General features: G+C 66.6%; 14 protein-coding genes. 8 read left to right on the top strand and 6 right to left on the bottom strand.

The annotated features are described in order from the left end of the window. On the bottom strand, positions 1-186 hold a 186-nt coding region (locus tag VF662_RS12590; protein ID WP_464141731.1), incomplete at its 3' end, for a MerR family transcriptional regulator. A 47-nt stretch (positions 187-233) separates the two neighbouring features. Here VF662_RS12590 and VF662_RS12595 point away from each other — a divergent pair. Beyond that, positions 234-1,001 carry a MauE/DoxX family redox-associated membrane protein gene (locus VF662_RS12595; RefSeq protein ID WP_464141734.1) on the top strand — a complete coding sequence of 256 codons (768 nt, stop codon included), beginning with the start codon at positions 234-236 and terminating at the stop codon, positions 999-1,001. Between the two features lie 52 nt (positions 1,002-1,053). Next, a complete protein-coding gene (locus tag VF662_RS12600) occupies positions 1,054-2,193 on the top strand; it encodes an N-acetyltransferase (RefSeq protein WP_464141736.1) in 1,140 nt (379 codons plus the stop codon). Between the two features lie 20 nt (positions 2,194-2,213). On the opposite strand, the gene VF662_RS12605 is transcribed toward VF662_RS12600, so the two are convergent. Then, positions 2,214-2,777: a 2OG-Fe(II) oxygenase gene (locus tag VF662_RS12605; RefSeq protein WP_464141738.1), complete on the bottom strand. Its 564-nt coding sequence runs from the start codon at positions 2,775-2,777 to the stop codon at positions 2,214-2,216. 309 nt (positions 2,778-3,086) lie between these two features. Between VF662_RS12605 and VF662_RS12610 the strand changes: the two genes are divergently transcribed. Continuing rightward, on the top strand, positions 3,087-6,512 hold the full coding sequence (locus VF662_RS12610; protein ID WP_464141740.1) for an autotransporter domain-containing protein: 3,426 nt from the start codon (positions 3,087-3,089) through the stop codon (positions 6,510-6,512). Between the two features lie 42 nt (positions 6,513-6,554). On the opposite strand, the gene VF662_RS12615 is transcribed toward VF662_RS12610, so the two are convergent. Together VF662_RS12615 and VF662_RS12620 are read right to left on the bottom strand one after the other, a co-directional pair. Next, on the bottom strand, positions 6,555-7,436 hold the full coding sequence (locus VF662_RS12615; RefSeq protein ID WP_464141742.1) for an alpha/beta hydrolase: 882 nt from the start codon (positions 7,434-7,436) through the stop codon (positions 6,555-6,557). Between the two features lie 73 nt (positions 7,437-7,509). After that, positions 7,510-8,007 (bottom strand): hypothetical protein, encoded by a 498-nt coding sequence (locus tag VF662_RS12620; protein ID WP_464141744.1) that lies wholly within the window; start codon positions 8,005-8,007, stop codon positions 7,510-7,512. Positions 8,008-8,194: 187 nt separating this feature from the next. Here VF662_RS12620 and VF662_RS12625 point away from each other — a divergent pair, with 187 nt between their 5' ends. Further along, positions 8,195-8,527 (top strand): hypothetical protein, encoded by a 333-nt coding sequence (locus VF662_RS12625; RefSeq protein WP_464141746.1) that lies wholly within the window; start codon positions 8,195-8,197, stop codon positions 8,525-8,527. Between the two features lie 7 nt (positions 8,528-8,534). Here VF662_RS12625 and VF662_RS12630 read toward each other — a convergent pair whose 3' ends face one another. Further along, complete coding sequence (locus VF662_RS12630) at positions 8,535-9,005, bottom strand: hypothetical protein (protein WP_464141748.1); 471 nt, start codon at positions 9,003-9,005, stop codon at positions 8,535-8,537. Between the two features lie 109 nt (positions 9,006-9,114). Between VF662_RS12630 and VF662_RS12635 the strand changes: the two genes are divergently transcribed. Continuing rightward, positions 9,115-9,531: a GFA family protein gene (locus VF662_RS12635; protein ID WP_464141750.1), complete on the top strand. Its 417-nt coding sequence runs from the start codon at positions 9,115-9,117 to the stop codon at positions 9,529-9,531. Positions 9,532-9,544: 13 nt separating this feature from the next. Here the strand turns inward: VF662_RS12635 and xth are convergent, their stop codons facing one another. Then, the gene (xth, locus tag VF662_RS12640) at positions 9,545-10,330 is read right to left on the bottom strand and encodes an exodeoxyribonuclease III (protein WP_464141753.1); all 786 of its coding nucleotides are present in this window, start codon (positions 10,328-10,330) and stop codon (positions 9,545-9,547) included. Positions 10,331-10,632: 302 nt separating this feature from the next. Between xth and VF662_RS12645 the strand changes: the two genes are divergently transcribed. The 3 genes from VF662_RS12645 to VF662_RS12655 all read left to right on the top strand — a co-directional run. Beyond that, a complete protein-coding gene (locus VF662_RS12645; protein ID WP_464141755.1) occupies positions 10,633-10,764 on the top strand; it encodes a hypothetical protein in 132 nt (43 codons plus the stop codon). 3 nt (positions 10,765-10,767) lie between these two features. Next, a complete protein-coding gene (locus VF662_RS12650; RefSeq protein WP_464141757.1) occupies positions 10,768-11,295 on the top strand; it encodes a GrpB family protein in 528 nt (175 codons plus the stop codon). A gap of 104 nt (positions 11,296-11,399) precedes the next feature. Beyond that, positions 11,400-12,188 (top strand): CocE/NonD family hydrolase (locus VF662_RS12655; protein ID WP_464141761.1); only part of this gene is annotated, 789 nt, incomplete at its 3' end.

Raw genomic sequence — 12,188 nt, forward strand, 5'->3', positions numbered from 1 at the left:
CTGCGCCTGCCTGATGAAGCGGAGGCGGCGGAGGTCCGCGGCGCCGTAGCGGCGAATGCCGGCCTCGCGCGTTGGAGTCTCGATGAGGCCCTTGCGCTGGTAGAAACGGACGGTCTCGACGCCCACGCCTCCGCCCGCGGCGAGGCGGCCGATGGTCAGCGATTTGGGCTCTTGACTCCGTACCATGGTACGGACCCTATATAGGTGCCGGCACGATCGCAAGGAGACGTGAAATGTCGGATATGTCCAATCACCCGAAGGCTTCCAAAAAGGCGGTGCTGCACCGGATGGTGATGCCGCACCACATCTGCCCCTATGGGCTGAAGGCCAGGCACTTGCTGGAGCGGGCCGGCTACGAGGTCGAAGACCATCACCTCACCACGCGCCAGGAGACGGATGCGTTCAAGGCGCTGCACGGGGTGGCGACGACTCCGCAGGTCTTCATCGGCGGCGAGCGCATCGGCGGCTATGACGATCTCCGGCGGTTCCTCGGCAAGCGCGTCGCGGACCCGAAGGCGACCAGCTACCGGCCGGTGATCGCGCTGTTCGCGATGACTGCGCTGATGGCGCTCGCGGCCAGCCATGCGGCGACGGGGAGCGCGCTGACGATGCGCGCGGGCGAGTGGTTCGTCGGCTTCTCGATGATCGTGCTCGCGCTTCTGAAGCTCCAGAATGTCGAGACCTTCGCGACCATGTTCCTCAACTACGACCTGCTCGCCAAGAGGTGGGTGCCCTATGGCTACGTCTATCCGTTCGCGGAGGGGCTTGCGGGCGTGCTGATGGTGGCGGGCGTCGCGACATGGCTGTCGGTGCCGATCGCGCTGTTCATCGGGACGGTCGGCGTGGTTTCGGTGTTCAAGGCGGTCTACGTCGACCGGCGCGAGCTCAAATGCGCGTGCGTCGGCGGATCGAGCAACGTGCCGCTGGGCTTCGTGTCGCTGACCGAGAATCTGATGATGATCGCGATGGCGGTGTGGATGGCGGTGGGCGCGTTTGGGTGACGCCTGGCTCGCGCACTCGACTTCGCGTCGAGGCAGCGGCTAGAGTGGCGGGATGAGTTCGGAAATCACCATCCGCCCGGTCGAGGAGGCGAGCGACCGGAAGGCGTTCGTGGACCTCGCCTTCACGCTCAACCGCGACGATCCGAACTGGATCCCGCCGCTCAAGACCGAGGTGCACGGCCTCATCGACCCGCGCACCAACCCCTGGTTCGGCCATGCCGAGGCGCGCTTCTTCCTCGCCGAACGGAACGGCGAGCCGGTGGGGCGGATCTCGGCCCAGGTCGACCGCGAAGTGCTCGAACATGTCGGCGAAGGCGTCGGCCAGTGGGGCATGTTCGAGGCGGCCGACGCGGAAGTTGCAGCCGAGCTGATCGCACGCGCCGAGGACTTCCTCCGCGGACGCCGGATGAAGGTCGCCCAGGGGCCGTACAGCATCTCGATCTGGGACGAGCCGGGGCTGCTCGTGCAGGGCTTCGATCATCCGCCGACGGTGATGATGGGGCACAACAAGCCCATCTACCAGCAATGGGTGGAGGCGGCGGGCCATAAGGGCGTCAAGGAGCTCTACACCTACGACCTCGACATCAGGAGCGAGCTGCCGCCGCTCATCCAGCGGATCGTCGCGTCGGGCGAGCGCAACCCGCGGATCGTGATCCGGAAGGTGGACAAGAGCCGGTTCGACGAGGAAGCGGCACTGATCCTCGGCATCCTCAACGATGCGTGGTCCGACAATTGGGGCTTCATCCCGCTGTCGGACGACGAGATCGCCTATGCCGGCAAGAAGCTGAAGCCGATCGTGTTCGAGGATTTGATCCGCGTCGCCGAGGTGGACGGTGAGCCGGTGGCGTTCATGATCACGCTTCCCGACCTCAACGAGTTCACGCGCGACCTGAACGGCCGCCTGTTCCCGTTCGGCTGGGCGAAGCTGCTGTGGCGGCTCCGCAATCCGAAGGTGAGGACGATGCGGGTGCCCTTGATGGGTGTCGTCAAGCGGCTGCAATCGACGCGGCTCGCAAGCCAGCTCGCCTTCATGATGATCGAATTCACCCGCCGGGACGCGGTTGCGCATTACGGCGCGTCGCGGAGCGAGATCGGCTGGATCCTGGACGACAATGTCGGGATGCGCTCGATCGCCGAGACGATCGAATCGCACATCAACAAGGTCTACCGGATCTACGAAAAGCCGCTCTGAGCGGCGCGCGTTTTACGCTCCTATCTGAACCTCGGCCCCTCGACCCACGACACGAGCGAATGCCGGATGCCGGAGGTGACCGGAGTCACCCGGTGCTGGAGGAAGGAGGGGAAGATGATGACGGAGCCCTTCTTCTTGAAATCGGGCCCGGGCGAGGCGTAGCCGAAGAATTCGAGGTCCCCGCCCTCATAATCGGAAGGATCCGACAACTGGGCGATGAAGGAGAGCTTCCGGTCCTGCCATACGACGTTCGCGATCGTGAGATCGGAATGCCAGTGATAGACCCCGTTGTTGGTGCCGTGATATTCGGTGAACTGGACCTCCACCGGCTCCGTCAGATCGAAGCCGAAGCTCTGGCGGTTGGCGCGCTTGGCGAAATACATGATGGTGGCGAGGACGCCCTGATCGGCACCGTCGATATCGAGCCAGCGGACGATCGACCGCCGCACCTCGGGCATCTTCGAGCCGTCCTCGCGCTGCCCGATCGCCGCCTCCATCGCCGGCAATTGCTTGCCGCGGGCGATCAGCTGGTCGCAATAGGCGGCGGTGAGGCCCTCGGTCCACATTTCCCAGACGGTCTGCATCGCGCCTCATCAATCCCTTGTTGCCAGCGAATTGCCGCATAGCCGAGCGACGGCAGAGCGGAAAGAGACGGGAACATGACAACCGGCGACCCGCGACACGGCCCAAAGGAGGTACTTCCACTCAAGTCCCGGAAGTAAATTCATGTCCCAAATCATCGCTTTACTATTGTCCCCCCTCCACTACTCTATTCCCTCCACGGGGCGTGGAGCGACTCGGGGGCGATGTGCTGCAAGGCATGCGCCGGCCGGGAAAACGGGGGGAAAATAATGCAAGATCAGCGCTACTGCGCCGCGTTGCGGCGTGCACTCATGTCTGCGACCGCAGCCGCGGCTCTCTTCGGTCCGGCGCAAACCGCGTTCGCGCAGGCGCTTCCGATGCCGGCAGGAGCTCCCGTCCCACTGTCAGGCAGCGCACCGATCCAGGGCACCGCTCCTTCTCCGGAACCGCAGATCGTGATCGCGAACCCGGGGACGGCGACGACCGCGAGGGACAGCGGGATCACCGGCGTCGGCCAGGTGGTCACCGACAATGGCGGCGGCAGCGTCGGCCTGTGCACCGGCACGCTCATCAATCCCCGCACCGTGATCTTCGCGGCGCATTGCGTGAACTCGCGGGCGGCCACTGCCTACGGCGCAGGCTCCGGCGGCACCGGGATCAGCGTCGGCTTCTCTGCCGACAACCTCCCGGCCCTCCGGAGCTGGCTCTTTCCCACGGTCTCCGGCGGGGCTGCAAACCCGATGCAGTTCAAGTCCGACCCGGGCATGTTCATCTACAACGTCAACCAGGTCCGCTACAACGCGCAGTCGACGGAAACCGCGGCCCGGGGCTTCCTCTACGCGGACGTGGCGACGGCGACGCTCGACACCCATGCCGCCGACATTCCGGTCTGGGCGATGCTCTTCTCGCAGCTGCCGGCGACGTCCCCCGGGGCAGGCGGGACCGGCTACAACGTGCAGATCGCCGGCTACGGCGCCAACGGCAATGCGACGATCGGGGCGACCGGAGGCACCGATTTCAGGCGCCGTATCGCCGAAAACGTGCTCGGCGCATTCACCGATCTGAAGACGTTCGAGACGTTCCTCTACGGCTCTTCGAGCAGCCCGACCCAGAACCTCTACTTCCTCGATTTCGACGACCCTCTGCGCGGGCAACAGGGCGCAAGTCCGTACGACTTCAACGCGTTCCGCGATAATGCGCGCGGCACCAAAGAGGGCATCACGGCCCCAGGCGATTCGGGCGGGCCGCTGGTCCTCCAGAATTTCGGCAGCGGAAGGCTGACTGCGGGCGTGCTCTCGGGCGGCTACACCCGCTTCTACAACGGGCAGCCGGCATACGGGTATGGAACCGTCTCATTCTACCAGCCGCTTTTCCTCTACTGGGACTGGATCGCCGAGAACAACCCGTACCGCTACGTCACCAACGTTGCCGGCGACCGTTCCTGGACCAGCGCCGAGAATTGGGTAACGACGCTCGACCCCAATTACATGATCATCAACTCGAACGGCCAGGTGGTGAACGGCGTTCCCACAACCCCCGGTCTTGGCAAGAACGGCACCGGCGGCGATTTCGGCGAGGCCTGCTTCCAGACCCTCACCACCAGCGAGTGCCTCAATACCGCGACAGGCCAGATCACGCTCGAGAACAAGCCGATCGGGACCGGCATCGACTCGTCCATCGGTGTCACCGGGCGCGGCGACCTTCTGATCGCCAGCCCCGAGTCGCAAATTTCGGTCGTTTCGCCGCCCCTGCCCGCCGCGACGATCGCCAACGGCCTTCCGGGCGCGCGGAACTTCGTGCCGAACAACGTGGATCCGGTGCGGGCCACCGGCGCCATCGGCCGCTATTTCGACGTCACGCTGGCCGCGGCCGGCACGACCACCCTCAACCTCGGCTCCAGCGTCACCATCGACCGGCTGGCGATGGCGGGTGCAGGAACGCGCCTCAACGTCCAGGGCGCGCTCACCGTCCTTGACGACTATAACCACATAACGGGGACGACCGAGATCAAGGGCACCATGAAGACCGGCGAGGCCTTCATGCTGACCGGGGTCCTCGGCGGGACGGGCAAGTTCACGACGCCCTATCTCACCGTGGTTGCCGGCACCGTTGCTCCAGGCCAGCTTCTGACTCAGAACAACATGCTGACCGCCTACCAGGCGACCCCGGGCACGCTCACAGTTGCGGGCAACGTGATCCTCGCTAGCGGATCCGTGCTGGCGATCGACATCGTCCAGGGAACGGCCGACAAGCTGGCCGTAACGAGGAGCTCGACCAACTCCACAGACGGCATCCTCACGCTTTCCAACGGCACGGCGGCGTTCACCCGGAACAGTGCGAACATCGTCCGCGCCGGGCAGACCGCCACCTTCGCCACCGCGGAAGGCGGGATCCAGGGGCGGTTCGGGAACGCGCTCGGCTATAACCTCGGAGTGCTGACGCCGCGGCTCAGCTACCAGGCCAATTCGGCGCAGGTGACGTTCGAGGCCGGAAGTCTGGTCACCCAGGCCAGCCTCGTCCCGACCACCACAAGCGTGACTGCCTTTGCCCAAACGCTCGATAAGGCCAGGCTGACGTCGTACAACAGCCTCTCGGGCCTGTACGGCGCCGTCGATCTGATGGACCCTGCCGCTCTCAACGCGACGCTCAGCGGGCTCACGCCTGACATCGCGAGCGAGACGCGGTCGATGCAGGACCGGCAGAGCATGCTGATGCTGAACACGCTCGGCGACCGGCTGTCGATGCTCGGCACGCCCGGCACCGGCAACAGCCTCAGCCTGGTCGGATCGCCGGGTTCGGCGCTTGCGATCAGCTCGGGCGAAGGCTCGGCGCCGCAAATGGCGCAGCGGAGCCTTGCCGCAAGCGCGACGAACCGCGGCGGGATGAGGCTGCCGGCCGGCTTCAGCGGGTTCATCTCCGGCGGCGTGAGCGCAACCGGCGCTGCGACGGTCGGCGCTGCAAGCCGCTATTCCGGCCAGCAGATCTCCCACGTCGGGATGGGCCTCGAACGCCGGCTCGATACGGGTCTGACGTTCGGAACCGCGTTCGGAGTGGCGAGGGGACATAGCGCCCTTCAAGGGAGCGCATCCCAATCCAGCTCGCGCTCGACCCAGGCGGCGTTCTACGGCGCCTACCGGTTCGACGGCGGCGTCTATCTCGGATGGCTTGCGGCGGCGACCTACAGCCGTTCCGACATGCGCCGCACCGCGAGCACCGGCATGGAGAGCGTGAACCTTTCGGGCGCAACCAAATCGTCGCGCTACAACGTACAGGCCGAAGCCGGCGTGAACCTGGAAGTTGCGCGCGGCCTGACGTTGACTCCCAGGACCGCGCTTCGCTTCACGTCGGCTGCCTTCGGCGGCTATCGCGAAGCGGGGGGCGAGCTTGCGCTCCAGCTCGACAGCGTGAAGGTGAAGCAGCTCGAGGGCAGGTTCGGCTTCGCGCTCAACGGCTCGACCGCGCTCGGCGGCGGCTGGAAGCTGACTCCGAAGCTCAACGCGGACCTCGTCCAGAACCTGTCGGGCGCCGACGCGGGCCTGACCGTCGCCTTCGCGGCCGCGCCCGAATATGCGTTCGAGCTTCCGCTCGCCAACGGCGACAAGAGGTGGGCCGAGGTCAGGGGCGGGTTCAGCCTCGACCGCGGCGACATGGCCCTCGGCTTCGGCATCGAGAAGAATGTCGGCCGTTCGGACTATCGGGACGAGCGCGCGGTCGCGGACTTCACCGTCCGCTTCTGACGGCGATCATGGGGTGCCGCCGGGCTCCGGCCCGGCGCCACCTCAGAGCTTGCCGGCACAATCCAGGTTGAAGCCGTAAGCGGGCGGCGGGGCTTCTGGAGGCGGGAGCAGATATTGCACGGCCTGCGGCATCACTTGCTGGTAGATGGTCGCATGGGTGAGATCGGGGCGGGCTGCCGCGCAGACGGTTAGCGCTTTCTGGCGAAGCGCCGACAGGAGCCGGCGGGCGGCGGCGGGCTCCTCCGACTGCTCCTTCGCGAAGGCGAGGAACAGCGGCCGATCCTGTTGCGGCAGGCCGAGGCGGGACGCTGCGGTGAGCGACAGAGCTTCCTTGTCCCACCAGAGGCTGGGATCGACCGCCGCATAGGCATCGAACAGCGACGGCTCCACGAGGTAGGTCTCGGTGACGAACAGCCCCGCAAGCGATTCGCCGAGGACCGCCTCGCGGCCGCTGGTGCGGTAGGAACGTTCGACCAGCGGCTTCACCTCGGTGCGGATGAAGTCGCGGAATTTGGCGGATGCGCCGACGGTGGGATAGCGCTTCAGGAGCTCCGGATCCCTGGTGAGGCCGACGAGCTCCCGCCTCCGGTCCCTGGTCTCGATGCCGACGACGATCGCCTCGGCCGATCGGCCCCAGAGCGCCCCTAGCTGAACCACCCCCGCGACGTGGAGCAGGTCCTGCCCGATGCCGCCGTCGATGAGATAGAGCACCGGATAGCGTCGGCCCTTCTCCTTGCCGTAGCTTGCCGGAAGGACGACGTTGATCGTGCGCTCCTCCCCCAGCGGCGTGGATCGGAGCTTGTGGCTTCTGCCGATCTCGATCGGGACGGACGCGGCGCGGGGCGGCGCCGGGGCGGAATGGGCCGGCGGCAAATTGACGAAGAAAGCCGCCGCAGCGACGACGCGGAAGGATGTGCGCACCATGAGGGCGGCATGACGATATCTTCGCCGCCCCGCAACAAGCGGGGTGCGCACATCCGCAGTTAGCACCCGAGGATCAGTTGTTCTGGATGTTCGACCGCGACTTGGTGGCTTTCGCCGCGGCTTCAGCAGCAGGACAGAGCCCGTCGACGCCGGACAGGGTGACCGAAGTCCAGCCGTCCGAGCCCGCCGCCATCCTCGCCTTCGTGTTGGACTTGAGGTCGTAGCCGGGTTTGTACGCCATCAGCTGTGGGCTCGACGGCCCCCATTCCTTCACGAAGGTGGCCGGCTGGTGCATCCGCTTGCCGCTCGCCTGCCCGCTCGCAGCATCGCGCGGCAGGGCGGCAAGATGGGAGGCGGCGATTTTCCCTGCGGCGCAGGTGATCCTCAGCACCGCATCGTCGGGAAGTCCGTCGCCGTCGAGGTCGCCGGTGCTTCTTACCTTGAGGTAGAGGGGCCCGGAGCCCGACGAAGGAGCAATCCCCTTGATCTCGAGGAAGTAATCCGCCGATGCGACGGATGCGGCGCTCCACGACATTCCCGCGAGCGCGGCCAGCAACAAAGCTTTGCGCATCTTGCCTCTCCCATTGATGGTGAGGCCGAACAGCATGCGCCTCGAAAAGCCGTTTCGCAAGCGGCACGGGATCGATGGCGCGTTGAGGCCTGCAACCCCGCTGAGCAGATGTGCCGTCTTGTGCGGCGCACCAATAGGTGGAAAGGACGGGGCGGCCGGCGCATTCGGCGGGGGAAGAAGCGATCCGATGATTGAGATGGTTGCGCGGTTGAGCCCGATCTCGGCGGATCAGTTCCTGCTGACGATCCTGATCGCGCTCGTCCTGTTCGTGGCCATTCCGATCGCGATCACTTTCTACCTCAAGCACGAGCGGAGGCAGAGGCGGAAGCTGGTGAACTCGCCGCGTAAGATCGGCCTTGCCGGCGAGGAAGAGGACACCGGCCCGTGCGAGCATGTGCGATCGCGGAGCCGGGCCAGGCAGGGGCCGGACGGGCAGTTCGTCAGCATCTGCAAGAAATGCGGCGTCGCGATGGTGCGGAACGGCCCCGGAGACTGGTCCCCGGCCCCGGAGACCAACTGAGCCGCGGCTAGCGGGCCGGCGCGGGAGGCGCGGGCTCGAGCGATCCGGCGAGGCCGATCCGGGCGTCCTGGCGCTGTTCGGGCGACAGCGAGTCCCACCAGGCCTCAGCCGTCTGGGTGCCTTGGCTGGCGGCGGCGATGCGCTTGATCTCGGTCATTCCGCCCGCCTCGGGCACGTCCGTGCGCACCGTCTCGATCGTCAGGGTCACAGGCTTGCCGAGATGCGTGTCGAGGAAGAGATCGATCGGCGACGGGCCGGACCAGGCGCCGAACTCCTCCCGCCCGTCGACCTTGATCCGCGCCCAGACATAGTCGCCCTTGTCCCAGCCGGTGAACACGCCCTGGACGGTCTCGGAGCCCAGCACCTGCTCCCCAGGAGCCTGTCGAGCGGCGGACTGATTTTCCGCCACGGAGCCGCTGTCGCCGCACCCGGCCAGCAGAAGCAGCGCTGCAAGAACCAGCCGATTGCCCATCCTCATCCCTCCACGAAGCGGGCCGAAGCTCCACCATTTGCGGGCGGATGACAACCGGCATGGAAAGCGGCGGCGGACTGGTGCAGGCTGCTCCGGCGACCAGAGGGAGGCGCCGGTGGCGGGAAGCCGTGTCTATTCGGGTGGGTGCCGGTGCGGGCAGCTGCGCTACGAGGCAACGGGCGAGCCGCTCTTCGCCGGCTATTGCTTCTGCACCGACTGCCGGAAGTCCTCGGGATCGGGGTTCATCCCGTTCATGGGCTTTTCGGGCGCGGACCTGAGCTTCAGCGGCACGTCGCGCGAGGTGCGCTGCACCGCGCTTCGGGGGAGCGAGGCGGTTCGGAACTTCTGCACCGAATGCGGCGGCCTGGTGTTCGGCGGGCGCGTCGGCCTCGACGAGCAGCATACGATCTATGCGGGCTCGCTCGACGATCCTTCGCTGTTCGAGCCAAGCGTGGCGATCTTCGCGCGCGAGAAGCCGGACTGGGTGTCGCTTCCGCCGGAGGTCCGCTGCTTCGCTCTGATGCCGGAGTGACGGCCTTCTAGACTCAATCGGCGAGTGTGACCCAGGTGGGGGCGTGGTCGGAGGCTTTTTCGCGGCCGCGGTAGCTCTTGTCGACGCCGGCATCGAGCAGCCGGTCGGCCGCCTGCGGGCTCAGCAGCAGGTGATCGATGCGGAAGCCGGCGTCACGCTGCCAGCAGCCGGCGGTATAATCCCAGAAGGTGTAGACGGCGCCTTCCGGGTGGCGGGTGCGGATCGCGTCGGTCCATCCCTGGTGGAGGATGCGGCGGAAGGCGGCGCGGCTTTCCGGCTGCATCAGCGCGTCGTGCGCCATCGCGCGCACCGAGAAGACGTCGTCGGGGCTGTCGGTGGGAATGACGTTCCAGTCGCCGGCGAGCACGACCGGAAGCTCCTCAGCGAAGAGGCCTCGCGCATGCTCGCGCAGCCGCTCCATCCAGGCGAGCTTGTAATCGAACTTCTCGGTGCCGACGGGATTGCCGTTGGGAAGGTAGATGGAGCCGATCACGACGCCCGCCACCTCTGCCTCGATATAGCGGCTGTGGGTGTCGTCCGGATCGCCGGGAAGACCGGTGCGGCGGAGCACGGGCGGAGCAGCGCCGGCGGGAGTGAGGATCGCGACCCCGTTGAACCCCTTCTGCCCGTGCCAGACGCCGTCATAGCCGGCGGCGCGGATGTCCTCGATCGGGAAGGCATCGTCGGCGCACTTGATCTCCTGGAGGCAGAGCGCGTCGGGCTTCTGCTCGTCCAGATATTCGATCAGCCGCGGCAGCCGGGCGCGGATGCCGTTCAAATTATAGGTGACGATCTTCATGGGGCCGGATTAGCGGGCGTGCGCGGCGGCGTCATGCGCCTTTCTGTGCTGCCCGCCGAACGACCGAGGTGCCGCTCGCAGGAAGGCCGCAATGGCTGGAAGACGCTGCCCGAAATAGCTAAGCAGTTGAGGCCGTCGGTGGGGAGGGTCCCGGGACCGTGTCTATTCGCCTGGTTGGAAGCGTTCTTGTCCTCGCCCTCGGAGCTTCGGCAGCGCCGGCTCAGGTCGCGGATCCGGTTTCGGCCCGGACATCCACATTCTGCAAGCAGCGGCAAAGCTGCATCCAGAAGCAGCGGGCCGGCGTGCAGCAGTTCCTGAAGGCGATCACCCTCAACCCGCGGCCCAGCCAGGCGCGCGTCCAATGGTGCCTCGGCCGGGCGACGGACAAGAAGAACCTCACCGACTGGGCCAAGGCCGCGCGCTGCATCCGCTGAGACATGCCGCCGCCCTTCCCCGTCAGGCTCGTGCCGCACGACCGCCGCTGGGCAGAGCTTGCTCATGAGGAAGCCGTGCGCGTGCATGAGGCCGCAGGGGCGGCGGTGATTGAGATCCATCATATGGGGTCCACTTCGATCCCCGGTATCGCCGCCAAGCCGGTGATCGACCTGCTGGGGGTGGCGAGCAGGCTCGATGCGCTGGAGGCCGCAAGGCCGGCGCTGGAAACGCTCGGCTATGCCTGGCACGGCGAATATGGTCTTGCCGGGCGACGCTACTGTACGCTGAGCGATCCGGCGACGGGGGAGCGGCGCGTGCAGCTGCACTTTTACGCCGAGGGGGACCCGGCCATCCGCCGCCACCTGGCCTTTCGCGACCATCTGCGTGCCAATCCGGAAATCGCGGCCCTCTACGAGCAGGAAAAGCTGCGCTGCGCCGCGCTCCACCCCCAGGACAGCCACGCTTACACCGACTGCAAGAGCGACTGGATCAAACGCGTGGAGCGGGAGGCGATCAGAGCGTCACGGTGAAGGTGCTCTGCCGGAAAGGCGCAGCCGAGACACCTGCGTTGCGCATGCGCGCCCGTTCGTCCTAAGTCTGGCCGCACACCCTGCCCCGCCCGGAGTTCATTGCCATGAAGCTGAAGCTCGCTTTCCTCGCCTCCCTCGCGTTTTCGGCGGCGTCGCCGGCGCAGCAGCAGACGGCTCCAGTGGGCGGGGACGTGCCGGCAGCCTTCACGCCCCCGACCGCGAACCGGGACTATGTGAAGCGCGAAGTGATGATGCCGATGCGCGACGGGACGAAGCTCTACACGGTGATCGTCTATCCGAAGGGGATCACGAACGCGCCGATCGTGCTGACGCGGACGCCCTACAACGCCGAGGGGCGGGCGAAGCGGATGGACAGCCCGCGCATCCTTTCGACGCTTCCGCTGGCGGACGAGGCGTTCGTGAAGGCGGGCTACATCCGCGTCTATCAGGACGTGCGCGGCAAATACGGCTCCGAGGGCGATTATGTGGTGACTCGGCCCGTGATCGGCCCGCTTAATCCGACCAAGGTCGATCATGTGACCGACGCCTACGACACGATCGACTGGCTGGTGAACAAGTCGAACCTGCCGGAGTCGAACGGCCGCGTGGGGATGATCGGATCGTCCTACGAAGGCTTCACGGTGGTGATGGCGCTTCTGAACCCGCACCCTGCGCTGAAGGTGGCGGCGCCGGAAAGCCCGATGATCGACGGCTGGATGGGGGACGACTGGTTCCACTACGGCGCATTCCGGCTCGCCAACATCGCCTGGCTGGGCGGGCAGACCGGCTACAAGGGCGAAGGCAAGGCGCCGCCCACCGGCGGCTATGACGATTACGACAATTTCCGCCGCGTTGGCTCGGCGGGCGATTGGGCGAAGGCGTCGGGGTACGAC

It is taken from the genome of Allosphingosinicella sp., from assembly GCF_036387215.1.
Taxonomy (GTDB): domain Bacteria; phylum Pseudomonadota; class Alphaproteobacteria; order Sphingomonadales; family Sphingomonadaceae; genus Allosphingosinicella.

What these genes read in the sequence shown, in the direction of transcription:
- VF662_RS12610 (WP_464141740.1), top strand. Translation starts at nt 3,087, where the DNA reads ATGTCTGCGACCGCAGCCGCGGCTCTCTTCGGTCCGGCGCAAACCGCG.
- VF662_RS12620 (WP_464141744.1), bottom strand. Translation starts at nt 8,007, where the DNA reads ATGCGCAAAGCTTTGTTGCTGGCCGCGCTCGCGGGAATGTCGTGGAGC.
- VF662_RS12630 (WP_464141748.1), bottom strand. Translation starts at nt 9,005, where the DNA reads ATGAGGATGGGCAATCGGCTGGTTCTTGCAGCGCTGCTTCTGCTGGCC.
- VF662_RS12625 (WP_464141746.1), top strand. Translation starts at nt 8,195, where the DNA reads ATGATTGAGATGGTTGCGCGGTTGAGCCCGATCTCGGCGGATCAGTTC.
- xth (WP_464141753.1), bottom strand. Translation starts at nt 10,330, where the DNA reads ATGAAGATCGTCACCTATAATTTGAACGGCATCCGCGCCCGGCTGCCG.
- VF662_RS12600 (WP_464141736.1), top strand. Translation starts at nt 1,054, where the DNA reads ATGAGTTCGGAAATCACCATCCGCCCGGTCGAGGAGGCGAGCGACCGG.
- VF662_RS12595 (WP_464141734.1), top strand. Translation starts at nt 234, where the DNA reads ATGTCGGATATGTCCAATCACCCGAAGGCTTCCAAAAAGGCGGTGCTG.
- VF662_RS12615 (WP_464141742.1), bottom strand. Translation starts at nt 7,436, where the DNA reads ATGGTGCGCACATCCTTCCGCGTCGTCGCTGCGGCGGCTTTCTTCGTC.
- VF662_RS12650 (WP_464141757.1), top strand. Translation starts at nt 10,768, where the DNA reads ATGCCGCCGCCCTTCCCCGTCAGGCTCGTGCCGCACGACCGCCGCTGG.
- VF662_RS12605 (WP_464141738.1), bottom strand. Translation starts at nt 2,777, where the DNA reads ATGCAGACCGTCTGGGAAATGTGGACCGAGGGCCTCACCGCCGCCTAT.